30 protein-coding genes are annotated in these 23,957 nt (G+C 43.4%); 25 read left to right on the top strand and 5 right to left on the bottom strand.

The genetic code is table 11. The annotated features are described in order from the left end of the window. Position 1 precedes the first annotated feature (1 nt). The 23 genes from HFU86_RS12920 (at position 2) to HFU86_RS12810 (ending at position 17,938) form a co-directional block, all read left to right on the top strand. Positions 2-1,504, top strand: coding sequence for a phage portal protein (locus HFU86_RS12920; protein WP_187129410.1), 1,503 nt, complete (start codon positions 2-4; stop codon positions 1,502-1,504). 37 nt (positions 1,505-1,541) lie between these two features. Further along, positions 1,542-2,255: a phage minor head protein gene (locus HFU86_RS20190; protein ID WP_187129855.1), complete on the top strand. Its 714-nt coding sequence runs from the start codon at positions 1,542-1,544 to the stop codon at positions 2,253-2,255. Beyond that, positions 2,252-3,511, top strand: coding sequence for a DUF2213 domain-containing protein (locus tag HFU86_RS12910; protein ID WP_187129409.1), 1,260 nt, complete (start codon positions 2,252-2,254; stop codon positions 3,509-3,511). Before HFU86_RS20190 ends, HFU86_RS12910 begins: the two co-directional genes overlap by 4 nt. Next, on the top strand, positions 3,511-4,008 hold the full coding sequence (locus tag HFU86_RS12905) for a structural cement protein Gp24 (RefSeq protein ID WP_187129408.1): 498 nt from the start codon (positions 3,511-3,513) through the stop codon (positions 4,006-4,008). The genes HFU86_RS12910 and HFU86_RS12905 overlap by 1 nt, the downstream gene beginning before the upstream one ends. Further along, a complete protein-coding gene (locus HFU86_RS12900) occupies positions 4,008-5,075 on the top strand; it encodes a major capsid family protein (RefSeq protein ID WP_187129407.1) in 1,068 nt (355 codons plus the stop codon). The genes HFU86_RS12905 and HFU86_RS12900 overlap by 1 nt, the downstream gene beginning before the upstream one ends. Positions 5,076-5,131: 56 nt before the next feature. Then, positions 5,132-5,473, top strand: a complete 342-nt coding sequence (locus tag HFU86_RS20185) for a hypothetical protein (protein WP_154634582.1) — start codon at positions 5,132-5,134, stop codon at positions 5,471-5,473. Positions 5,474-5,475: 2 nt separating this feature from the next. Further along, positions 5,476-5,907: a DUF4054 domain-containing protein gene (locus tag HFU86_RS12890; protein ID WP_187129854.1), complete on the top strand. Its 432-nt coding sequence runs from the start codon at positions 5,476-5,478 to the stop codon at positions 5,905-5,907. Next, positions 5,907-6,365: a hypothetical protein gene (locus HFU86_RS12885; RefSeq protein WP_187129406.1), complete on the top strand. Its 459-nt coding sequence runs from the start codon at positions 5,907-5,909 to the stop codon at positions 6,363-6,365. Before HFU86_RS12890 ends, HFU86_RS12885 begins: the two co-directional genes overlap by 1 nt. After that, complete coding sequence (locus HFU86_RS12880; protein ID WP_187129405.1) at positions 6,365-6,733, top strand: phage collar protein; 369 nt, start codon at positions 6,365-6,367, stop codon at positions 6,731-6,733. Before HFU86_RS12885 ends, HFU86_RS12880 begins: the two co-directional genes overlap by 1 nt. Next, positions 6,723-7,238 (top strand): phage gateway protein, encoded by a 516-nt coding sequence (locus HFU86_RS12875; protein WP_187129404.1) that lies wholly within the window; start codon positions 6,723-6,725, stop codon positions 7,236-7,238. The genes HFU86_RS12880 and HFU86_RS12875 overlap by 11 nt, the downstream gene beginning before the upstream one ends. Before the next feature lie 9 nt (positions 7,239-7,247). After that, positions 7,248-8,735 (top strand): DUF3383 domain-containing protein, encoded by a 1,488-nt coding sequence (locus HFU86_RS12870; protein ID WP_187129403.1) that lies wholly within the window; start codon positions 7,248-7,250, stop codon positions 8,733-8,735. A 10-nt stretch (positions 8,736-8,745) separates the two neighbouring features. Beyond that, positions 8,746-9,198: a phage tail fiber protein gene (locus HFU86_RS12865; protein WP_187129402.1), complete on the top strand. Its 453-nt coding sequence runs from the start codon at positions 8,746-8,748 to the stop codon at positions 9,196-9,198. A 50-nt stretch (positions 9,199-9,248) separates the two neighbouring features. Next, positions 9,249-9,707, top strand: a complete 459-nt coding sequence (locus HFU86_RS12860; RefSeq protein WP_187129401.1) for a hypothetical protein — start codon at positions 9,249-9,251, stop codon at positions 9,705-9,707. Between the two features lie 82 nt (positions 9,708-9,789). Further along, on the top strand, positions 9,790-11,877 hold the full coding sequence (locus tag HFU86_RS12855; RefSeq protein WP_187129400.1) for a hypothetical protein: 2,088 nt from the start codon (positions 9,790-9,792) through the stop codon (positions 11,875-11,877). Continuing rightward, on the top strand, positions 11,874-12,404 hold the full coding sequence (locus HFU86_RS12850; RefSeq protein ID WP_187129399.1) for a phage baseplate protein: 531 nt from the start codon (positions 11,874-11,876) through the stop codon (positions 12,402-12,404). The genes HFU86_RS12855 and HFU86_RS12850 overlap by 4 nt, the downstream gene beginning before the upstream one ends. Further along, positions 12,404-12,697 carry a phage baseplate plug family protein gene (locus HFU86_RS12845; protein ID WP_187129398.1) on the top strand — a complete coding sequence of 98 codons (294 nt, stop codon included), beginning with the start codon at positions 12,404-12,406 and terminating at the stop codon, positions 12,695-12,697. Before HFU86_RS12850 ends, HFU86_RS12845 begins: the two co-directional genes overlap by 1 nt. Beyond that, positions 12,690-13,505 carry a baseplate hub protein gene (locus HFU86_RS12840; protein ID WP_187129853.1) on the top strand — a complete coding sequence of 272 codons (816 nt, stop codon included), beginning with the start codon at positions 12,690-12,692 and terminating at the stop codon, positions 13,503-13,505. The genes HFU86_RS12845 and HFU86_RS12840 overlap by 8 nt, the downstream gene beginning before the upstream one ends. A gap of 3 nt (positions 13,506-13,508) precedes the next feature. Then, entirely contained in the window at positions 13,509-14,201 is a 693-nt protein-coding gene (locus HFU86_RS12835; RefSeq protein WP_187129397.1) for a Gp138 family membrane-puncturing spike protein, read from the top strand. Continuing rightward, the gene (locus HFU86_RS12830) at positions 14,198-14,542 is read left to right on the top strand and encodes a hypothetical protein (RefSeq protein ID WP_187129396.1); all 345 of its coding nucleotides are present in this window, start codon (positions 14,198-14,200) and stop codon (positions 14,540-14,542) included. Before HFU86_RS12835 ends, HFU86_RS12830 begins: the two co-directional genes overlap by 4 nt. Beyond that, positions 14,535-15,722, top strand: a complete 1,188-nt coding sequence (locus HFU86_RS12825; RefSeq protein WP_187129395.1) for a baseplate J/gp47 family protein — start codon at positions 14,535-14,537, stop codon at positions 15,720-15,722. The genes HFU86_RS12830 and HFU86_RS12825 overlap by 8 nt, the downstream gene beginning before the upstream one ends. Then, complete coding sequence (locus tag HFU86_RS12820) at positions 15,719-16,378, top strand: DUF2612 domain-containing protein (RefSeq protein WP_187129394.1); 660 nt, start codon at positions 15,719-15,721, stop codon at positions 16,376-16,378. Before HFU86_RS12825 ends, HFU86_RS12820 begins: the two co-directional genes overlap by 4 nt. 5 nt (positions 16,379-16,383) lie before the next feature. Further along, positions 16,384-17,496 carry a hypothetical protein gene (locus tag HFU86_RS19785; protein ID WP_255425978.1) on the top strand — a complete coding sequence of 371 codons (1,113 nt, stop codon included), beginning with the start codon at positions 16,384-16,386 and terminating at the stop codon, positions 17,494-17,496. After that, positions 17,483-17,938, top strand: a complete 456-nt coding sequence (locus HFU86_RS12810; RefSeq protein ID WP_187129393.1) for a tail fiber assembly protein — start codon at positions 17,483-17,485, stop codon at positions 17,936-17,938. Before HFU86_RS19785 ends, HFU86_RS12810 begins: the two co-directional genes overlap by 14 nt. A 101-nt stretch (positions 17,939-18,039) precedes the next feature. Here HFU86_RS12810 and HFU86_RS12805 read toward each other — a convergent pair whose 3' ends face one another. From HFU86_RS12805 to HFU86_RS12790, 4 genes are all read right to left on the bottom strand, one after another. After that, positions 18,040-19,107 (bottom strand): glycosyltransferase, encoded by a 1,068-nt coding sequence (locus tag HFU86_RS12805; protein WP_187129392.1) that lies wholly within the window; start codon positions 19,105-19,107, stop codon positions 18,040-18,042. A 99-nt stretch (positions 19,108-19,206) separates the two neighbouring features. Beyond that, complete coding sequence (locus HFU86_RS12800; RefSeq protein WP_187129391.1) at positions 19,207-19,497, bottom strand: hypothetical protein; 291 nt, start codon at positions 19,495-19,497, stop codon at positions 19,207-19,209. Continuing rightward, entirely contained in the window at positions 19,494-19,739 is a 246-nt protein-coding gene (locus HFU86_RS12795) for a DinI-like family protein (RefSeq protein WP_187129390.1), read from the bottom strand. The genes HFU86_RS12800 and HFU86_RS12795 overlap by 4 nt, the downstream gene beginning before the upstream one ends. 519 nt (positions 19,740-20,258) lie before the next feature. Beyond that, positions 20,259-20,708, bottom strand: a complete 450-nt coding sequence (locus HFU86_RS12790) for an XRE family transcriptional regulator (protein ID WP_108478528.1) — start codon at positions 20,706-20,708, stop codon at positions 20,259-20,261. 191 nt (positions 20,709-20,899) lie between these two features. Between HFU86_RS12790 and leuE the strand changes: the two genes are divergently transcribed. Further along, complete coding sequence (leuE, locus tag HFU86_RS12785; protein ID WP_187129389.1) at positions 20,900-21,547, top strand: leucine efflux protein LeuE; 648 nt, start codon at positions 20,900-20,902, stop codon at positions 21,545-21,547. 87 nt (positions 21,548-21,634) lie between these two features. Then, the gene (gene tadA, locus HFU86_RS12780) at positions 21,635-22,147 is read left to right on the top strand and encodes a tRNA adenosine(34) deaminase TadA (protein WP_187129388.1); all 513 of its coding nucleotides are present in this window, start codon (positions 21,635-21,637) and stop codon (positions 22,145-22,147) included. On the opposite strand, the gene mltF is transcribed toward tadA, so the two are convergent. Further along, positions 22,144-23,802, bottom strand: a complete 1,659-nt coding sequence (mltF, locus tag HFU86_RS12775) for a membrane-bound lytic murein transglycosylase MltF (RefSeq protein ID WP_187129387.1) — start codon at positions 23,800-23,802, stop codon at positions 22,144-22,146. The two genes, tadA and mltF, sit on opposite strands and share 4 nt — an antisense overlap. Positions 23,803-23,957 lie beyond the last annotated feature (155 nt).

The raw sequence follows: 23,957 nt of genomic DNA, 5'->3' as shown, positions 1-23,957 counted from the left end.
TATGTGGCCGTTTAAAAGGCGAAAAATTGCAGAGCAGATTGCACCGCCTAAGCGGTCAGCATTTACCACAGATTTGTACCCTGCATTAGCAAGAGAGAATGGATTTAACGGGTTAGACTTGCCTCAGCCAGTGATTAACGGTGTGGGGATGGACAGTATTGACACTTCCGTGCCGTCATTCAAAGGTGAGCAAGTTTATGGCGTTCCCGAGTCACAGGCGGCTTGGTATGCCTCGCAAATGTTTATTGGCAACAATATGTGCGCCATTATTGCGAAGCATTGGCTAGTTGATAAGGCCTGCAACATGCCTGCTCGTGATGCTATCCGTCAGGGCTATGTTGTTGATTGCGATAATGACGATGACAGTGCCATTAGCAAGAAGCTACGCAAGCGCGATAAAAAGTATCGCATACAACATCAACTAAAGGAGCTAATTCACTTTGGCCGCGTGTACGGTGGCCGATTGGCTCTATTCGTGGTGGAAACCTCAAACCCTAAAGAGTGGTATGAAAACCCGTTTAATCTCGATGGTGTGACCAAGGGGATGTACAAGGGGATTAAGCAAATTGACCCACAATGGGTGACGCCTGATTTAACCGACTCCAACATTCAAGACCCGGCAAGTATGGATTTCTACGAGCCGACGTATTATGTCATTGGTGGACGTAAATACCATAAGTCGCACTTTGTTAAGTTTGTGCCGTTTCCTGTGCCTAATGTGCTAAAGCCGCTGTATAACTATTTCGGCGTTTCGGTACCAGAGCGTATTTATGAGCGTGTCTATGCATCAGAACGCACAGCCAATGAAGCGCCACAACTGGCGATGACTAAGCGGTTATTAACCATTGGCATGGCAGACCCTGAAGGTGCTGATAAGAACACAATCCAAGAAAACATTATGTATTTCATGGAAATGCGCGATAACTACGGCGTGCAAATGATGGGTAAGGACGATGTAGCTCAGCAGTTCGATACCTCGCTAGCGGATTTAGATGCCACCATTATGACGCAATACCAGCTGGTGGCTGCGGCAGCAAATGTACCCGCTACTAAGTTACTAGGTACTACACCAAAAGGTTTTAATGCCACGGGTGAGTATGAAGAATCGAACTACCGTGAAGAGCTAGAAAGCGTCCAATCAAACGACTTAGACGAACTTTTACAGCGCCATTACGACATGTTGATGCGTAGCGAAGATCTACCGCTGACTGAAATATCGGTCACGTGGGCGCCACTCGATAGCCCAACGGCAGCAGAGAGTGCAGATATTGAGTTGAAATCAGCTCAGACTGATGCGGCTCTAGCGGCTACTGGCGCGATTGATGGGTTAGATATTCGTAAAAAACTCGCAGCCGATAAAGAGTCTAGCTATTACGGCATTGATGTAAACGAGGACGATTATGTCGAGGAGAATACGAGTCCGAACGAAAAAGGCGAAGTGGGCAACCTCCCGCCAAGCAGTATTGAAGGGCAAGCCCCTACAGTACTCAGCAGCACCATCTAGCCGTTATCAACGTGACATGTCGCGTTTAATTAGTTCAATGATTAAAGACTATGTAAAAGTATTTAGTGAGCTGAGTGATGATTTTGACGGCGCCACGATGGACGCCAGTATCGCGAGTCAAACGCGTATTTGGCTCAACCGGTTAAAACGCAAGTGGGATAAAATCTTTACTACGCAATCGAGCACCATGGCTGATAAGTTTGTTTCTCAAGTGGATATCGGTGCTCAACGTAATTTAGACGACTCCCTCAAGCAGCTTTCAGGCGGCATCACAATTAAAACACCCGCGATGCCCGAAGCGTTAAAAGACAAAATAATTGCTGCAACAGCTGAAAATGTCTCTTTGATTAAATCCATTCCTACTCAATTTCATCAGCGTATCGAAAGTGCGGCGTTGCGCTCTATCTCACAAGGCGGTGAGGGTGCGAAAACCTTATTGGATGTAATCAGGCACACTGGCAATGTCACGGAAAGACGAGCGAATGTTATCGCTGTTGACCAAACGCGAAAAATCACGACTGCGGCAAACTATGAACGCATGAAATCAGTGGGTATTCGTAAAGCCATCTGGAACCACTCGGGAGGAAGCGCAGAGCCAAGAGCATTACATCTGCATCTAAATGGAGAAGAGTTCGATCTAGATAACCCACCGGTGATTGATGAAAAAACCGGTGAGCGAGGATTGCCCGGGCAATTGCGCGAATGTAAATGTTTTATGACGCCAGTTATCGATTTTGGTGAGGAGACATGACAAAACGAACCTATGACAACAACGGCTGGCTCGAAGTAAAAGACAACCCCATCTCTAAAGTTGGGGTTTTTGATTATTTGGGAGCGGAAATTGGTGCGCCGGTACCCGATAAAATCTATCGCGTATTGCGTCCGCCGGAAGAACTGGCCAGCGAAGAAACTATCAACTCTTTCAAGTTAACCCCGTTCATTATTGAGCATGAAATGCTGGGTAAATATGCCACCCCTGCGGAGAAGAAAGGCATTCAAGGTGTTATTGGTGAGAACGTGTATTTTGACCCACCGTATCTTAGAGCCAATATCAAAATCTTTTCTGATGTCGCACTTAGCAATATCGACAGCGGCAAAATCGACCTTTCACCCGGCTACCGCAGCAAGTATGACTTCGACAGCCCCGGTGTGTATGAAGGGGAAGCGTATGAAGTTGTTCAGCGCCACATACGTGGCAATCACCTCGCATTAGTGGATGAAGGGCGAACCGGCCCTGACGTCGCTGTGCAAGATCACCTCGTTATCACTATCGACACAAAGGAACTTATTCGCATGAACGAAGAAGAAAACAAAGAGAAGCAAACCGCTGATGAAGGTGCGTTTACAGCGGAGCAAGTCACTGCGCTGAAAAGCATTATTGCAGAGGTGATTGCACAAACTAAACCTTCAACCGACGAAGATCCGGAAGAAGAAAAAAAATCCACTGATGCTGATCCGGAAGAAGAGCAAAAAGCGGAAGAAGCCGTAGCAGCTGCCGAAGTTGCAGCGGAAGAAGCCTCAACGGGTGCACCTGAAGCCGTAGAAGCTGCTGAGGTTGCGATTGAAACCGCTGTTGAAGCTATCGAAGAAGCCAAAGAGCATCTCGACCAAGCAACAACTGATAGCTTAAATCGCCGCATTAAGCGCTTAAAAAGCGGCATCGGTACGATGGACGAGATTGCATCTTTAAAGCGCAAGATTAAGCGCTTGGAAGCATCAAAGCCAACAATGGACACTGGTACGCTGTTAAAGCAAATCGGTGAGCGTGATTCATTAGCGCATAAGCTTACCCCGTTCATTGGCGTTTTCGACCATGCAACTATGACTAAGCAGCAAGTGGCGGAGTATGGCGTTAATAAATTAGGCATCCAATGCGGTAAGGGCAATGAATCTATTGCTTTAGATGCATGGATGCAGGGGCGCGTACCGGATTCTCAGAAAGCCACGGCAACGATGGACTCTGCGGTTAGCAATCAATCAATTATGGATAAATGGGGAGCTAAATAATGGCAATTCCTAAATCAGTGGCGCATGGCTTAACGTCTGGCGTGGTGGGTGAAATCAGCCATGCAGGCCCGATTCGCGCAGTAGCGGCAATTCTCAGTTCAAAAGATGAGAAAGAAAACATTTTCGGTCGCGCTTTCACTTACAAAGATGATTCCGTTGAGTCTGTTCAAGTTGGAGGTGATGGCGCATTTGCTGGGATCATGATTAACCCGAAAGCATATCGTGTTGAAGTAGGTTATGCACGTAACGGTACGCAAGGTGAGTTTTTAGCAATGGGCGAAGTCTATGTCGAACTCGAAGAGGGGGTAGGTAAGATCAATGCGCCAGTTGTCTTTGATGAAACGGATGGCTCACTTTCCTCCAAGCTTGCTCCAGCAGCTGGTGACCGCGTGATTGGTTTTGTTAGTCGTCACGTTGAATCCAGCGAATCAGCCCATTTGAGCGTTATTCGCTTAACTGAAATTCCATACCCAGTGGCAGTAAAGGAAGGTGAATAATGCCAGTTAGCAAGCAAAAGTTTTATATGTCCGGTCGTAAAGTTAAAGAAAAAGGACAGCTTAATATCAATCCCGCTCAGAAGTGGACATACGAAGAGTTAGACAAAATCGGCTTTGGTGGACTGGCTGCAATGGACTCCGCAATTAGCGGCGCAGCAGTGCAAGGCGGGCTAATTCAGCGCGAGATGTTACAGCACGTTCTCCCTGGTCTGATTCGTACTGCAACTCGCGTTCGAGTGCTGGATGAAATTACCGGTGTATTGAATGCCGGTGAATGGCACGATGAAGAAATCATCTTAAACGTAGCAACACCAACTGGTAAAGCTGAGCTCTACGGTGATCATACCAACGTGCCGTTAGCATCTTACATTCAAGACCAAGAGCGTCGCGGCATCGTCCGTTTTGAACAAGGCTTCCAAGTCGGTAAGTTAGAGGAAGCTCGCCAGTCTGCTGCAGGGTTTGAATCAGCGGCAGAGAAACGTAATGCGGTGGCTGAGTCCTTAGAGCAAGGTCGTGAGCGCATCGGTTATTACGGTTTTAATGCTCCTGAAACCCGTGTTTTCGGTCTGTTAAATGAGCCTAATTTACCGGCTTATGAAACCGCATCGAAAAAGTGGAAAGGCGGTACGTTTGTGGATATCACCAAAGATATTACGGACATGTTCTCACGCATTGAAATTAGCTCTGGCGGTATTATCAAAGATGATATCAATATCACCTTAACATTGCCGTTGGGCTACCGTTCAGCACTAAATGTCGCTAACCCAGTGGCGCGTGGTGAGACCGTGTATCAGTGGGTGAAAGAGAACTATCCAAACATGCGCTTTGTGTTTTCGCCTGAGTTTGTCGGCGCGAATGGTGGGGCTGATGTGGCGTATATGTTCGCTGACACTGTAGATGATGGCTCAACCGCAACCAGCGCGACAATCTTGCAAGTCGTGCCGGTTAAGTACCAATTACTGGGTTCACAAGCTCAGATTAAAGGTTATTTAGAGGATGCGACTAATGCAACAGCCGGTGTCTTTGTCACGCGCCCTTGGGCGATCACCCGTCTAACGGGCATCTAACTTAACCACTTCCTTTTTTACGCCCTCATTTGAGGGCTTTTTTATTGGAGAAAGCCATGTCTCTCTACGTTTATTGCACATTATCAAACGACCAAAATTACTCCGTTAAAGACGGCAAGGTGTTTATTGCAGGTCAAGCCAACATCATGACTAAGCACATGTATACCCCGCGTGGGCGTGTCACGGAAATTAGTGATGAACAATACGCGCAACTTAAAGATAATCATGTATTTCAGTTGCATAAAGAAAACGGGTTTATCAGTGTGGAAAATCGCAAAGAAGATCCAGATAAAGTGGCCACAAATATGGAAGCCAGTGACAACTCAGCACCTGAAACACCTGAATCACTGGAAGCGGCTAAGCAGGAAGTCCCGAAAACCAACAAAAAGGGTAAATGATGATGGAGGCGAGCACATTTCCCCTTCAATCATTTCGTGTGCTCCGTCCACAGTTCAACGGGGTGCCTGATGATGACATTTATGTTATCGCCCAATCTGCGTTGAATTATTTCTCGCCTTGCCGTGGTGTCTGTACCAATGAATTGTGGATGTTGGTTGTTGCTCATATGCTGGATTTGAATCAACAAATTGCAGAAGGTGCCGCGCCAACGGGTGTTGTCACCAGTGTTACTATGGACAAAATCAGCGTGTCATATTCTGCGCCCCCTGCCGGTTCCGATTGGTCGCACTGGTTCAAAATGACCACCTACGGGCAGCAGTTCTTAGCGCTAATTAAACGCTGTAGCGTACCTCAATACTTTGGTGGTGCGGGTGAGCGCTCGGCATTTCGTGGCGTTGGTGGGCTATTCACGCGAGGAGGGCGGTTGCGTTAATGACGAAATTAGCCCAGTTAAAAGCGGTTTACGATGAGTTAGCCAAGAAACAGCTTAAAGTCGGCTTCTTTGATCATTCCAAATACCCTGACGGTACGCCCATTGCGTATGTTGCTGCTATTCAGGAATTAGGTTATCCCGAAGGCGGTATTCCTCCTCGCTCGTTTTTTCGCCCTACGATGAGTGATAAAAAATCAGAGTATGGTTCGTTAATCTTTCGTGCCGCTAAAGCAGCTGCAAAGGGAAATATCACAGTCACTGATGGGCTAACTCAAGTGGGCGCAAAAGCGGCTAGTGATGTGAAATTAGCAATCAAAGCAGTAACAACACCCGCATTAGATGATGCAACGGTAAAGGCTCGTGCGCGGCGACATAGCAAAGGCAAATCGACGAATAAGCCACTAGTTGATACTGGGCAGATGTTAAATGCGGTGGCTTTTGTGGTGGAGGAAAAATAATGTTTGGTAATTTGCACCGCATTGCTTCGCGCTATATTCCTCAGCAAAAAGCCCTGTGGTTTCGCTTCAAAAGCCGTGACCCCGATGATTTAGGGCATGACCAAAACCAATATCATGAGCCGGTTGATATTCGTGGTAGTTGGCAAGCCGTCGATACCCAAGATGCTCAATCAATGGGCTTCGATTCAAACCAAGTTTATCGCCGCTTTTATACTTCCCATGATATCAAAGGTATTCAGCGCGGTGCCTCACCGGATTATCTTGTTTTTAATGGCAAGAAATACGATGTGATGGGTGATGCGGACTGGTATGAGCAGGACGGCTGGAAATCAGTGATTTGTATTGAGGTGGGTACTTATGACGGATAACGATGTCGATATCGCCATTCGTAAACAGCTTCTTTTTCAACTCAAAGAGGCAGGAATTGATATCCCCGTAAAAGCGGGTTTTCAATCAACCAAACAAGGCCGCGAAGAAAACATGGTCATATTTTTCCCCATTGATGAGCATGGTCACGGTTGGCAGGGGAGAAAATATAACGTTCAAGGTGAAAAATCGAATCACCAAGAAAGCCAGTTATCTGAAAAGACATACCAGTTTCAAGCCCTAATCACCGATTTAGGGCGTTATACGGCGGGAGACATTACCGCTATTGTCAGAATGATTACCAACTCTTTGCCATTTATTGAAGCATTAAGAAAGCAAGGTGTTGGCATTCAACGTGCAAGTACAATTCGTAGACCTTATTTTCTTAATGATCATGGCAACTACGAACAAAACCCCTCGTTCGACCTTACCGTTTCATTCACCAGGACATTACTTCCGGATACAGCGGCTGTTAGTGCGCTATATCCTGACATTCACCGCATATAAGGTTTTACTATGCCAATTAAACAAAATCGATACGTTGATATCGCATCGGCGGTTATTGGCGCGTCTGCTGTTCCGATGCGTAAATTAATCGGTCGCTTATTTTCCACCAATCCCAAAATTCCCGCCGGTAAAGTTTTAGAGTTTGCCAGTGGTCAAGTTGATGAATTGCTGGGCGCGGATTCGCCGGAAGCGCACTTTGCCCGTCAGTATTTCAGCTATGTTAGCCCCGCTCCAGTGAGCAAGCCAAAAGCGCTGCAAATCGCGTCTTATGAACCAGTAGGGCGAGCACCTACACTGTTCGGTACTAAAGCAGCGGCATTAGCGGATTTAAAAATGATTGCGGATGGTACCTTGTCTGTCACTATCGGTGCTATCACCAAAGATTACAAAGACTTGGATTTGTCTGAGGTGAAATCGTATGCCGATATTGCATCGATGATCCAAGCGAAACTGAATGCAGAGCCTGAGCCTCAGTTCTCAAACAGCTATTTGACGTTTAATTCCCTGAATAGTTGCTTTGAGTTAAGTGGTGGCGTTCAGGAACGCGCCTCTATCGGTGTCGCTTACTCTGTTCTGTCGAATGCGATGGGATTATCATCCGGTACCACATCCGAAGGCAACCCGGCACAGACGCCACTCGAAGCTTTCATTGTGGCTGAACAAGTCTCTGACTCCTTTGGTAGCGCGACATTCTTAGATGAAATGTCATTAGAACACGCTGTGCCGTTGGCTCAATACGTTGCTGGTGAGAACGTGAAGTACCAGCTTCACCTGAGTGTAGGCAAAAGTAAGGTTGAAGATTTTAGCGCAGCATTAATCAGTACCGCCTCTGTGGGGCTTAATCTTAAAACAGAAACCCTCTATTACGTTCAAGCGCTCCCAATGGCAATTATGGCCGCGACAGATTATGACCGCACAAACGCAACGACGAACTACATGTTCCGTCAGTTTGGTATTACGTTCCCTGCGCAGGTCACGACTGACCAGGATGCTAACCTCTACGATAAATCACGAGTGAACTACTACGGCGAAACCGCCGTTGCCGGTTCACAAATTCGCTTTTATCAGCGCGGGTTCTTGTGCGGTGGTTCATCGAATCCACTCGATATGAGTGTTCATGCTAACGAGCAATGGCTAAAAGCTTATATCGCTCAGCAATGGTTTAGTGTGTTACTCGCTACGCGTGGTGTTCCGGCGAATAAAGACGGTGAAGCTCGCGCACTCATGGTGATTGCTGGCGCTGTAACCAAAGCACTGGACAACGGTACGATTTTAGCCGGCAAGCCAATCACCGAAGTTCAAAAACTGGCGATTGCTGATGCGTCTGGTGATGATCTCGCGTGGCATGACGTGCAAGACAAGGGCTACTGGTACAACGCTCAAATCGTCGAGAGCACCGGCGAGAGTGGCTTGCCGGAGTACGTCATGAAGTATGTCCTGATTTATGGCAAGGGTGACTGGGTTCGTAAAGTCGAAGGCTCACACAATTTAGTATAAGGAATCGATAATGAACGATCTTTCTGCAACGGGCTTGGGGTTAACTATCCAAGCTTCAAAAACATTCCCTGCAGGGATTTTAATTACTACATTTGCTGATGATGCTGACCCTTTAGATTTGCCTGCGGTCGATATCGCACAGACAGGTATGGACATCAACGGTAATTTGGTGAGCTGGTCAACACCGACGCCGCAGACGGTGACAATTAATGTTTTAGCCGGTAGTGAAGAAGACCAAAACCTGTCTATTTTGCTCGAAGCAAACACGGCGAAAAAAGGGCGTCGTCATGCCGGTGACATGATCACTATGGTGGCATCTTACGGGGATGGTTCTACTGTTACTGCACGTAACGGCAAAATCACCAATGGTAGCCGTGGCAACTCAGCGGCATCTGCTGGAAAACTGAAGGCTAAACAATACACTTTTGTTTTCCAAGACTTCGACAGCACGCGAGTCCGTTAATTCACTTCCAACTATGGCGGGGCTCCCCGCCTTTTTTATAGGTTCACATCATGTTAATTAAACCTAAAGAAGTCGCTATCAAAGACGTTGATGGTGACGAAAAGCTATTTGTAATTAGCCGACTACCGGCAACCGTCGGGCGTGAAATTTTGGCTAAATACCCACTGTCTAACGCACCAAAAATTGGTGATTACGAAGTCAGTAAAGAAGCTATGTTGAAAATGATGGCGTATGTCTGTGTTGTGGTTGATGGGGATGAAATTCCACTCAAAACGCAAACCTTGATTGATAACCACGTGCCGGATGGTGAATCGTTGATCCGCTTAGAACTGGAAATGCTGAAATATAACACCAGTTTTTTCGGGGGCGACGGGAACTCAGGCTTCCTCCATTACCTGCTCAGCAAGGTAAGCGGTTCACTCCCGTCGATTATAAAAACGCTGATGGGTTCTTTGCAGTCATCCTCAGCGAAGACCTCGCCACCCTCTCAGAGCTCAAAACCTCAATAGATTTAGAAGAAGCGATGGACTTGTGGGAAATCGCTATCATTAATCGCTACAACGAAGCCCTAGCGGCTTCAAAGGATAGATAATGTCATTAATGGATACCTTTGTTCAGGTTTTTGAGTTTGACACAAAGCAAGCAGACAGTGCGTTTGAGAAAGTCCAGCGCTCTACTGATGACATTATCGCGGACATGAAACTGGTAAGCGAGAATGCCAAAGGGGGGATCACTTCACTCACTGGATTTCTTTCTCAAGTTGCATCCTCGCTTCAAGCTGGTGCGGATAGTGCAAAAGTGGATATTAATCTCGATGCGCCTAAGGAGGAAATGTCCGCGTATCTCGATGAGATGAAACACTATCTTGATTATGCAAAATCACTGCAGCAATCAAATGTGTTATCTGCCGAAAGTAATAAAAAGCTAGCTAATGGTATTCGAGCTCTTGAGTCAAATATTCAGCGTGCAGAGGGTACGTTGTCTGGTCATAATATGGTCACGGGGAAGGCAGCGAATGAAGCCGAAAAACTAGCCAATAAAAACTATCAGCTCTCAAAATCTGCAGATAACGTCGCGACACAATACGGAAAGGCCTCTCAGTCACTGTCTGGTTTTTTAGTCAAAATGGCCGGCATGGTGGGTTTGGGTTTAACAATTGGCGGTGTGGCCTCTTTTATCCAATCTACCGCTGAAGAAGTGAATATCTTATCGCAGTCTGCAGATGCGATGAATCTGCCAGTTGAAGACGTAGATGCGTTCGGAAAAGTAATTACAGCCATGGGGGGGGATGCACAAGGCGCGCGCGACTCGCTCATGGATATGTCTGAAAGCATTGGTGAAGCGTTACAAGATACCTCGTCGGGTAAAGCGGATGTATTTAAAAGCTTAAAAATCAGCTTAAAAGACGTAAAAGGCGACTCCATTAATGCGATGGAAGGCTTATACCGCTTATCCGATGCGGTTCAAGGTATGAGCAAAGAGGAGGCGATATTTAGGATTAAAGAAGTCGGGATCACCGACAACAAAATTGTTGAATCAATATTAAAGGGTCGCCAAGAGCTCGAAGCGTTAACGAAAAAACAAAAAGAAAATGGCGTTGTCACCAAAGAGCTGGCCCTACAATCTCAAAAGTATAAAGAGGTTACAGGTGGTCTAAAAACCGTATTCAGTAGTGTCATGATGAGTGTTATGAATGCAGCACTCCCAGCATTAACAGCGGTTCTATCGTGGGTGCAATCTTTTGTTAAGTTTTGCAGTGATAACAAAGGACTAATAACGGGGTTCTTTATTGCGATTGGTTCAGCCATCGCTCTTTATTATATCCCTCCAATGTTATCTGCCGCCGCAGCAACACTAGCCGCAACATGGCCCATACTGGCAATTATTGCGGTTATCGCATTGTTAGCAGCTGCATTTGCTTTCGTCTATGACGACATCATGAATTTTATCGACGGTAACGACTCGATGATCGGCCGTATTCTTGATGAATATCCTGAATTAAAAGAGGTCATTCTACGGCTCTGGCAAACGTTTAAAATTCTGTTTGAGTATCTGATGGTTGCGGTGAAGTTCGTTGCGGATATTGTCGTCGATGCTTATAACACGATGAACGATGCGTTAAATCAGTTTATTGACTGGTTAGTGGTAAGTATCAACGCAATTGTCAGTTGGGGGAATGATTTCAAGGGTGTCTTTAACACCGTATCGGATGCTGTCGTCGGTATTTTTAAATGGTTGTGGGCGCAAATACAGCAATATCTCGGCTGGATCAATGACGGGCTGGACGCGATTAAAAATGGCTGGAGTACAGTTAAAGGGTGGTTTGGTTTTGAAGATGCAGAAATGACTCAGACAGTTGAGCGTAAAGTCTCTGCAGATGGAACAATCGAACACAAGATCCCTGAAACGCCAAAACTGTCGGAAGAAGATACGGCCTTACTGGTGCAAGGGTTAAACCAGCAAATCACAGGCATGTCGACTAATCCAATGAACCCCGTCACTAGCCAAGCTATCAGTAATCAATCCAGTACAACCAACGAAACCAACCTTTCAATTGGTGAAATCAAGGTTGAAACACAAGCGACTGATGCGCAAGGTATGGCTAATGGCACAAAAGATGCGCTTCAATCACAGCTACAAGATTTGGGGCATCAAAATAGCACAGGGTGGGGCAAATGATCACCGAAGTTAAAATATTCAACGTAGATAATTTTACGACACTATTTGAGAGTGCAAACCCTATCCAAATTAATGTCCGTGACGAACATAAAGCGACGCAATTCGCTGTTGAATCAGGTGAGACGCGTAGTGATCATATCGTTGTTCAACCGGTTGAAATTGGCATGGATTTAATTCTCGCGGGTGAGATGAAAAATGCATTTGAGCTTATGCAGCAAGCGTATGACAAGCACCAGTTAGTTGGCATTCAGACGCGCGTTAAAACCTATCAACCTATGTTGCTAGTGAATTTCTATCATGATGAAATTCCTGAAATGGCAGACGCGATTAAGTTGTCATTACGTTTCACTGAGTGGCGAACGGTAGAGCCGGAATATGGTTACTTACCGCCTCGCAAGGTTGCCAAAAAAGAGCAATCAAGCACTGTGAACCGCGGTAAAGTTCAAACTTCTACGGTGCCGGAGAAGAAGAAAAAATCGGCTGCCGCTAAGGTTGCTGATGGCGAATTTACACTAGGGGGATGGTAATGCAAGAGATCCCATTAAATACAGTCCCTAACCAACGATTGAGGGTAAGCCTTGGCGATGACGAGTGGGAGCTCACTATAAAAGTCGCTCGTAGCGTCATGTTCTGCGATATCAAGCGCAATGACATAACCTTAATTCAAGGTATCCGCGTCATGCCCAATCAACCTCTAATCCCCTATCGCTATTTATCCGGTACCGGCAATTTTGCGTTTATCACAGATAATGACGAGTTGCCGTGGTGGGAGCAATTTGGGAAGTCTCAATATTTGGTGTGGTGGGGTGCTGATGATTGATTTACGTCGTATTAGAGTTGGCATAGAAGTAAATGGTCGTCTGCAGTGGTATGAAGGCTTGCGAATAAAAGCCAATGGAACCAAGTATGCCAACCCATTACAGAATGAGTGTACAGTCAACATTGACGGTTTAAATGCGGATACACGCAATATGCTGTTAACGGAAACCAGTCCATATGCAAAAAGTAAAACGCCGCACCGGTTAATTGTTGAAGCTGGTCGCGCCAGTACCGGAGTATTTCGGATTTATGTTGGCGATATTGTCAGTGCTGAAATAGCATCCCCACCGGATGTCACGCTGACATTGAAAGCTAAAACTAACAATGCGACAGCGCGAGAAATGGTATCTACCTCTGGTTCGGCAATAAGCAAGCTGAGTGATATTGCAAAGAATATCGCCCAAGATTGTCATGTGAAACTCGACTTTCAGGCGACGGATAAGAACATTGCCAATTGGTATTTTTGCGGATCGACGCTCAAGCAAGTCGAAAAACTTCAAGAAGCTGGCAAGGTCAAAGCGTTTATTGACGATGATGTGTTGTATGTCAAAGACCAGGATAAGGCTCTAAGTGGTCGCTTGCGTATTCTTAACCAAAAATCCGGCATGGTAGGCATCCCAAAAGCGACTGAAAAAGGTGTTGATGTCACTTATCTCATCGATGCCGAGTCGTCACTGGGTGGCATGTTGCGCCTTGAGAGTAAGTTTAATCCTGCTTTAAACGGTGATTATATTATCGAGCAACTCAAGTTCGATATTGCTTCTCACGATGATCCATTCTTCTATCAAGCGACCTGCAAACGAGTCTAAACCATGAACCAACCCAACAGTGATATTGCTAGCGAAGGCAGCTTGGCAGGGCAGCTCTCAGCCGCATTTCGTAATTTCCTGATGAACATCGATGACATGCTTCCGGCGACGGTGGTGAGTTATGACGATGCCACCAATCGAGCTGTCATCAAACCCTTAGTCATGATGGTTTCCACGGAAGGGCAAAAAATGGGGCGAGCTGCGGTACCGAATATCCCTGTTTTCCGTTTTGGTGGCGGTGGATTTTTTATCCGAATGCCGATTAAGCCGGGGGATTTCGGTTGGCTCAAAGCCAATGACCGAGACGTCAGTTTAGTTTTCCAGCGCGGCGGGTTAGAAGATGAACCCAATACCGCGCGTTTGCATGCTTTCAGTGATGCCATGTTTTACCCCGACACACTCAAAGGCTGGCTGATAGACGGGAAAAATGCCGATGCTTTAGTGATCCAATCTATGGATGGCTCTGTGTGCTTATCATTGCATGAAGATAAGGCGGTTTTAGATGCACCAAAATTTATCTCTAATGCCCCAGAAAATGAGTTTAACGGCAATGTGATTATCAATGGTAATCATGAGGTTAATGGTAACAGTGACTCAAATGGCGGCACGATGAAGCACAACGGCAAAGATATCGGGTCTACACATAAACATGACAAAGTCCAAAGAGGTGACAGTAATACAGGAGAACCCGTATGAGGACATTTAACGTCAACAGTAATAACGACATCCACATTGGCAATGATGGAAATTTGTCGATTGTGAATGGTGAACGGGCATCAGAAAAACGTTGTGAACATTACGCGAAGGCACTACGTGGAGAGATGCTGCATAAGTTGGACTTGGGTATTCCGTATTGGAAAACCACATTTGGACGGCAAGCTGATATTCCGCTGTTTGAATCTGCGTTCCGTGACCGTATGCGTGAGCTGGATGATGTGATATCGGTCGTGTCATTCTCGGCATTAATCGCAGATAACACGCTGAAATACACTGCAGTGATCCAAACGATTTATGGGGAGATAACGCTTAATGGCTGATTATCAATTTATTACCTCACAGGGGGTTGTCGTTCCTGACACAAGCACATTGCGTGATGATGTCGAAAACGAATACAGAAGCGTGTTTGGTCAGGATTTAGATGTTAACCCTGAAACCCCGCAAGGTGCTCTGATCACCATGGAAGTGGAGAACCGGGATGCTGTTGCGCGCAACAATGCCGAATTAGCTAATCAGATTAACCCCGATTTAGCCAGTGGTATTTTTCTTGATGCGATTTGGGCTCTGATGGGTGGACAACGTTTTGATGCGACGCACTCATTTCTAACGCAGGTTAAGTTTAGCGGTGTCGTCGGTACTATTATCCCTAAAGGTTCACAGGCAACGACGCGAAGTGGCGATATCTTTGAAACGACAAAGGTATTAATTCTTGGCAAAGATGGCACCGCTACAGGCGATATGCGCTCCCTTGAGACTGGTGCAATTGAATGTGGTGTTGGACAGCTTGATAAAGTGGCCAGTTCAGTGCTTGGCTGGGAAACAGTGAATAACCCGACCTCTGCGACGTTAGGGCGAACTGAAGAGTCTGATTTGCATGCCCGACGCAGACGTAAACAAACACTGGCAAAAAATACGGTGAGTGTCGGAGAGGCGATTACATCAGCACTCTATGAGTTGGAAGGCGTGCGTTCTTTGGCATTCAGGGAGAACTATGGCGATACGCCAGTCATTATCGACGGGATCACCTTGGTGCCTCATAGCGTTTACGTTTGTGTTGAGGGCGGCGATAAGAATCAGATTGCTCAATCCTTACTGAGAACAAAAACACTCGGCGCGGCCTTTAACGGCAGTGAAGAAGTTGAGGTACTGGAGAAAATTAGCGGTCAGACGTACCCCGTGAAATTTGATAGGGCAAAAGAAATTGTGTTGTTTTGCCGGGTAACGGTAAAAAAAGCCACGGTGGATGCGCAGACTATTATACCCAAAGCGGTCGAGTCTTGGGCGAATGGTGATGTAGAAGGGGATGGTGGTTTAGTGGTTGGGCGTGATGTTTCTCCCTTTGAAATTTCAGCGGGGATCAATACTGTCGAACCTCGGATATTTATTACCCGCGTTGAGCTATCAACGGATGGTAAAGCCTGGTCTTCTGATAATTACATTATCAAACTCAATGAAGTGGCTAGAATCAAGGGTAGTGCTGTACAAGTGGTGATCGTATGAAATCAGTACAATCATTTGATTTTCATTCGGATTTATTAAAAGCCATTCTTTGGCAATATGAAGATGCTGATAATTTAAAAGCATTAGCCGGTTACAAATCTGCTTATTTTGATAAGTCGACAGTACAGTTTTGGCGTAACTGGTACCGCGATGTTTTTAATATCGATACGGCGAATGAGTTTGGGCTCAACATCTGGTCACGCATCCTCGATGTACCGTTAGGGATTGATGTTCCTCCGAGTGATAAAACGAAAGTAGGATTTGGTTTTGGCAAAAAGAAAGCCAATTTCAAAGCTAACTTTCGACGTAATTCAGATTACACGTTGTCACTGACGGTGGAGCAAAAGCGGCTGATTATCCGCATGCGTTATTTCAATCTCACTCAAAGCCCAACAGTGACCAACATTAATGAGTTTCTGCGTCGATTTTTCTGGCAAGAAGACAGCAAAGTTTTTGTGTTAGATCCGCTAGACATGACTTACATGTATTACGTCTTCAACTACAACCCTGACGAACGCCTGCGACTTCTATTAGAAAACTTCGACCTCATGCCTCGCCCATCGGGTGTTGGCGTCAAATATCGTATTGTGACGAAACAATCTTTCGGTCACGGAAAATTCCGCAAAAACTTCCTGAGCAGTAATTTCGGAGCATAAACACAATGACTAAAATTTTTAAAGTCCCCTTTGCAACACAAGGGGATCGAACTTCTATTCCCAATGACGTGCAAGCCGATGGCGCAGTGTCTTACACGCAAGGCTATGGATATGACTACGAGCGTGACCAAGTTTCAGATCCTGCAGCTAAGGATATCGAACGTGAAAAAATGAACAGCATATTTCACGATATCACTGAAGCGGTTGGCGAAATTCAAAATTACGGTTTTCCTAAATGGGCTGAAGAAGGTAAGCCTTATCCGATTCGAGTCATTGTTTATCATAAAAACAAAGTATGGCAGTCTAAGATTGAAAATAACGAAGTAGAGCCGGTTGCTGGCGCTCAATGGGTTGAATTAAAAGCTGACTTAACTGCCAGTGATATCAACGTTTACAACAAGACAGAATCGGATAAACGATTCCAGCCATTGGGTAATTATCTACCTTCGGGATATAGCTACTCTAAGCAAGAATCTGATACTAATTTCCAGCCTAAAGGCAATTATCAACCTGCAGGTAATTATGCCCTGAAAGGTGAGAGTTACACTAAAACTGAAGGAGATGGGCGATACCAGCCAAAAGGTAGTTACCAGCCTTCAGGGAACTATGCATTAAAAGGTGATAGCTACACTAAATCGGAAGAAGATGGACGATTTCAACCCAAAGGAAGCTATCAAGTAGCAGGATATAGTTACTCAAAAGCAGAATCTGATGGTAAGTATCAGCCTAAAGGCAGCTACGCCCCAGCTGGAAACTATGCATTAAAAGGAGAGTGCTACACCAAGGCTGAAGGAGATGGGCGCTATCAACCGAAGGGTAATTATCAACCTACGGGGAATTATGCATTAAAGGGAGATAGTTACACTAAATCAGAAACATACAGTAAGCCAGAAGTTGACAGTAAAATTGGAGGTACCCTTAACAGTAAAAGCTTCAGGATCTCAGCTTATACTGAAACCGCAATGGGATATAGTGGCTGGTCTGCATCTCCAGCTAACCAATTTATCGTTGGTATGAGGAACAAAAATGGAGGGCCAGGAGATGTCTGGTGTGACCGTATAAGAACTGCTACTTTGCAAATATTGGTTAATGGAGTGTGGGTAAATGTCACTAACTAAAAAGTTTGAACGATATATCCCAGAAGAAGATCATTATTCTAATGTTATTTATTTGCGTAATATCGATGGGGATTGGTACAAACAGCAATCAAATTTCGCAAATAACTCATTGAAGGTTTTGTATGATGACAATGGATTCATTATTTCAATGCATCATGATGTCTCAATGCTTTATCCCGACGGTGCATATATATGTGAGCTTGATGCTAATACTCATGTCAATATTGATATTCATAAGATTAAAGATGGAAAGCTATATGAGTATCAATCAATCGGTGATTTTGAGCGTGCGCATGTTGAATTAAATAAAAAACAGTTACTCTTTGAGACATCAAACATTATTGACACGCTTCAAGATGCTGTTGATATAGGAATTGCTACTGAAAAGGAAATTGAAAAATTAAAAGAATTAAGGGAGTACCGTATTTCTATAATCAGATAGAGGAAATACACAATTCATCTCAAGTATAACATAGTCTTTACATTTAATAGTATAAACCAATAGCAGACTGTTATTATTGCTATTGGTTTTTCTAGTAAAGATTATTGGAGGATATTTTCCAAATTTGCTACATAATTTTCCAGATAAAAATTTTCAACCGATAATTTAATGTCTGAGCTATCTGGTAAATTGGGGTTATCAATAAGTGACTGTAATTTTCCAGTAAGAGAACTAATGTCTCCACATTGATATAAATCACCATTAATTTTTGGTGTTATTATGTCTGATGGTCCTGTTGGACAATTTGAACTGATAGCATAAATACCGTAACTATTTGCTTCTGCGATTACCATACCAAACCCTTCATAGTTAGAAGTAATGACAAGCGAGGTAACTAATTTTATATTTTCTTCTATGTATTGCCACGGATTGGTTTGCCAGCCATGCCAAACAACTCTGTCATCGAAAGAGTCTTCTCGTGAGAGTTTTTTTAATTTATCAATGTCGTCATGTTCACCTGAGCCAATCATGTGAAGCTTCCAATCACCTTTTAAATTTGACAAAGCCTTAAATAATTCGCTTATATTTTTCTGACCTTCGAACATAATGCGACCAACATAAATGAAAGATGCACTGTCAGGACGTGATATTGTGTTGTTTTGCCGTTTTATTGGGTTATAGATTGTGTAAGTATCATCGCTATTAACTCCTAGGTTTATAAATTGCCTTGTTATTTCATCGCAGATTGATAGATGCTTATCCGCCAAGAGTAAATACTTGCTTTTGTAGGTATGCTTGATTGAAAAATGCGTCCAAGAAAACAATGGAATGTTAATAAATGAAAAGTTCATCGCATATCGAGATATAAAGCAACCAATGGGGTCATAGGCGATAATATAGTCAGGCTTGTATTTTTTTAATAAGAAACCAAACTTCAGCGCCATGTGTAGCCTTTTTATCTTCTTATTTTTTATAATCGATGTAATTCGGCTATAACGTCTGCCGCATAACCAATCATCATTTACAACAGAATTAGAATTTAGCTCATTAAAAAAAACAAATGAGACATCGTATTTTTCTTTGCTCAATTCATCGTATGTTGTTGTAAATACAGTTTCCATACCACCAAAGCCAGAAACCTCTTTGCCTACGATAAGAATTTTTTTCATAAAGATGCCTGTAACATCACTTCGAGTGTCATTGATATATCTATGTTATCAAATGACGATATTCACGGAAAGAATAAAGCCGCATATCGCGGCTTTTCATCACATTAGGTATTTTTTAGACTCAATTTTTTCTGCTTTTGAGTTACCGTAAAAATGCCGTTCCAATTGGGTTAGTAAATCTTTAGCGACACTTTCTGTCATAAATGATTGCACTGGCTCCCTTTCTATATTTTGCATTTCTCGAGTTTCCTCATTGAACATAGGATCAGAAAATACAAATTTCATGAACACAAAGCCGGGCGGGTTATCGATAGACAACTGAGCTTTTTCTAGCTTTGGAATGAATTCTGCGTTATCAGCTTCAAGTTCTACATACTCGTCTTTTTTCATGCCGGTACCCACGAATCATCTTGCCAGATCTCTTCCAAAATTTGACCTATCTCTTCTTTCTCGTCATCTGTTTTAGTTCCACTGATAGTCAGTGACTGTGACGAACTCATGGCGACACGTAAACTCAATGGACCAAATCGCTCACCAATTCTTTTTATGATTTGCTCTTGCAGGGCATCACGGGTTCTATCGTTAGGCTTTTGCTTTGATTCTTTATCAAAGAGGATCTCTATACGCGGCATATATACAACCTTATTTCACTGTTTATTTATACAGTATTTATATACAGTAAATTTATAGATTGCAATAAGGGAAAGGTGGTTTTGTGTTATAGAAGATCAAATCATGAGGAAGCAACACAAAAACTCTGAAACACAATGAGTAACACTTGGTTTTATCTAATTGATTTTAAATGAAATATAAGACTATGAATCACATATCGCAGTTAATGCATTTTTTAGTAATTAATAGTGCCATTTCAATTAGTTATATCAGATTTAAACCAGTAGTATACGTCTTCGAACGTCATTTTACACTGAAGTAAATCAATTAGACACTGAATTATGTGCGAGTGAACGGAGATGACCAACTAAAAAACAGTGATAAACAAGCAGAATAATTGAAAGTTCTAAGTATTATTTAAAGTGGATAGTTTGTAAATAAAGTCGAATTAATAATATAAAAAGGCTCTATTTATACAAATAGAATAAGAGCTTAATTTAAGCTCTTATGGAATAAAGCAATTAATAGAAAATATTAAATTAATAATTAATTAAGTTATAGATATACCAGCTCTTAGTTTTATCAGATTGCGTATAGAAGCACAGTACACCATTAATGATGAAGAAGGTCGCTGATTTTATAGAGTCTTCAACGTTGAACTCCTCAGAATACATTAGCACGATGCTGGCATTATCAGCGATTTGATAAACATCGATAACTTTCTCATCGAGATTATAACCGTACAGATATTGTTTGTTCTGTGTTGGATCGTAGAAAGCTTGAATATTTTGCAGATAGGTTTTTAATTTACCTTTTTGTACGACAACGGTAGGTTCAATTTTGCCGGCATCTGTCATGTTATAGATCATGTAAGATTTATCTTTTGAATGCCCTAAGAAGTAATTTTTCTTAGCAGCGCTGAATGCAAGCGTTGTTGGGTAAAACTCTTCAAAGATACTTGATTGCACGGTTCTTCTAATAAAAGCCATGTTTATTCCTCTTATTTAAATTATGAAAACTTAAGTGCGGGTTAATCATATTTAATGAGAGAGATTTTAAAAATAATGTTAATTATTAGTTCGTTTTATATATTCAAATGATTTAAAAATTAATAAAAGTAGAATATTCACAATGGATCCCAACTGTGATAGTAATAAGAAAAAACAATTAGGAAGTGGTCATGTTTGAAAATCTAGGGGTATTGAATTTTTGGACTTACTTAGCGGGGTTGGTGCTTATCATCATTGTTCCCGGTCCAAACTCACTGTATGTATTAAAATCAAGTACTTCATGTGGGACTAACGCAGGATATCGCGCCGCAATCGGTGTTTTCACTGGCGATGCAATACTGATTTTTCTTTCATTCATTGGTGTTGCCTCGGTGATCAAAGCCTCTCCAACGCTGTTTACCATCGTAAGATACTTAGGGGCAGCTTATCTTTTGTACCTAGGGTGCAAAATCCTATATGCAACTTTTTGGCAGAAAAAATCGTTATCAGCAGGGGTTGAGCAGATTGAAGTAAGAAAAGAAAATTACTTCACTCGCGCGTTGGTACTTAGCTTAACGAATCCGAAAGCGATTTTGTTCTATATCTCTTTCTTTATTCAATTTATCGACTTCAATTATAGCCATGCTTGGGTGCCGTACATGGTATTAGCGGTTATATTAGAAATGGTTAGCTTCTTGTATCTAAGCTTATTGATATTCAGTGGCTACTTGATAGCGCGCTTTTTACGGGAAAAGCAGATTTTGGCGAAATTGGGAAATTGCACTGTCGGTGCATTCTTTATGGGATTCGCAGCAAAACTTGCCATTTTTAGTAATTAGTTGTTGATTAATATCAGATTCAATTTGCAGTCACTTTAACATTTCGTAATAATCAACTTTTCGAGTGTGGATGAATGAGAGGCTAGAGTGACGCAATTAGAAATCGACGAGTATTGGATGGCTCAAGCTCTTGAGCTAGCAAAAAAAGCTCAAGATGCAGGGGAAATTCCTGTCGGTGCGTTACTGGTCAAAGATAACCAACTAATAGCAGAAGGCTGGAACCACTCCATTGAAAATCACGATCCTACCGCCCATGCCGAAATTATTACCTTACAAAAAGCGGGCACAGCACTACAGAATTACCGTTTATTAGGCACAACGCTGTATGTCACTTTAGAACCTTGCATTATGTGTGCAGGGGCGATGATCCATAGCCGCATCGGTCGAGTGGTGTATGGCGCGAACGATTTTAAAACGGGGGCATGTGGCTCCTTCATTAATATCATGTCGCAGCCAGGTTTAAACCACTATGTTGAAGTGACGAGTGGTGTACTTGAAGAAACTTGCTCATCCATGCTCAGCGATTTTTTTAGAATGCGCAGAGCACAAATTAAAGAGCAGAGACGTCAAGAAAAGCAGGCTCAAAATCCCGAAAGCTAGTCTTCAATTGACGTTTCCTTTTGTAGGGCTACGTTATTATCGATGGAACTCGAACGTGTTGGTTTTGCCAGAATATATTTCCCTAGAGAGTCGTTTGGTGCACGAGTATTTTCCTTGGCATTAAACACACCGAGATTTGCTGACGCTTTGGGCGTGATCTCCACTTTTGCTGACACCACATCAGGCATCACATAAGATGAAAGCGGCGAGTTCTCATTTGGCACTACAACGTAAACGTGAGATTTCTTGGCAATTTCGAGTGTTTTCTGCTTTTTCTCCTGACTTTGCAAATAACCCGCTAAGCTTTGATGATAGCGACGAATATTTTCTACATAGCGATAAGCTTCGTGTCCTCGGGCATAACCATAAGTGAGCTGGGAATAATATTTTTGCTGAGTTAGCAAGGGTAAATTTGCTTTAACATCAAGCCAGCGGTCAGGATTACCACCAAGTCTTTGCGTTAGTTTTCGCACATCCAGCATATGTCCATAACCCATATTATAGGCAGCAAGGGTAAACCAAATACGATCATCTTCAGCGATAGAATCGGGTAAGCGTTTCATAATATAGGCTAAATATGCAGCTCCACCTTTAATGCTCCCCTCTGGATCTAACCTGTCTTCAATTCCCATAGTTGCTGCCGTTGGTTTGGTGAGCATCATGATCCCACGAACACCAGTCGGTGAGGTTGCAAGAGGATTCCAGTGAGATTCTTGCCAAGCTATTGCAGCAAGTAATTTCCAATCGATGCTCTCAACGGTCTCAGCATATTTCTCAAAGAGAGGTTGATAATCCGGCAGTTTATTATTAATGGCGCTAATAAACGTTATGGTATCGAAATAATCGAAGGATTCCACATGACTGAAATGCTTTTCAATCAAGCGAGCAAGAAGATCGTTCTGATTGCTGAGATTAAAAAAATCGAGCAGGGCGGCATCTAGGCTATTGTCATGTTGGCGGCTTAAATACCATGTAATGGCATGGTCATCGCGCAAATCAAATGCCACGGCGACTTTAGGATGAATACGTTGCTGCAAAGAGACCGCAATAGAATCCTCAAGGGTGTAATCAATTTCACCTTCGGCCACCATTTCTAATAATTGACTTGGTGTATAGTCGCTGCTTTCTTCCCACTTAAGATTAGGATATTGCGCTGAGAGTGCTTTTAACGTGCTTGCATGAGTGCTCCCCGCGATAACCATTAATTTCCCTTTCAGGTCATTAAAGGTTTTTGGGCGCGTAGTGCCTTTACGGTAAACCAATTGCTGAGTAACACTCAAATAGCTTGGACCCGTTTTCATTGTCTCCAAACGGTCTTTATTATACAGCAGCCCCGCCACAGCGATGTCGGCATCGTCGTTATCGAGATCTTCGAAAATCTGTTCAATAGTCGGGCGAATAATAATTTTGAGTTTAATACCTAGGTACGTGGCAAAGCCTTGAGCAAGCTCGTAGTCAAAGCCACGTAGCTGACGCTGCTCATCAATATAAATGAGTGGTGAACTTACTGCGCTAATACGTAACTCACCCCGAGAGATAATTTTGTCGACTTGGGTGTTTTGCGTATTAGACCATCGGACATTGAAGCCAATGATCATGGTGGCAAGTAAAGCGATGACCACGATAATAAAATAGTTAACTTTTAGGTTATTCAAATAATTATTTCTCGTGCAGGAGCTGGTGTTGTGCGCTTAATAAAAACTGTTTAATCATGGTTATAAATCCAGTGGTTTCGTATTTTGCTCTAACAATGATGATCGGTGCAACTAATATTATCGTATTTAGCACATATTAATATTTAACTAATCGC

The sequence above is a fragment of the Providencia sp. JUb39 genome (genome assembly GCF_012272845.1).
Lineage (GTDB): Bacteria > Pseudomonadota > Gammaproteobacteria > Enterobacterales > Enterobacteriaceae > Providencia > Providencia lanzhouensis.
The sequence above is the reverse complement of the archived record's forward strand: the minus strand, read 5'-3'. Positions and strand labels throughout refer to the sequence as shown.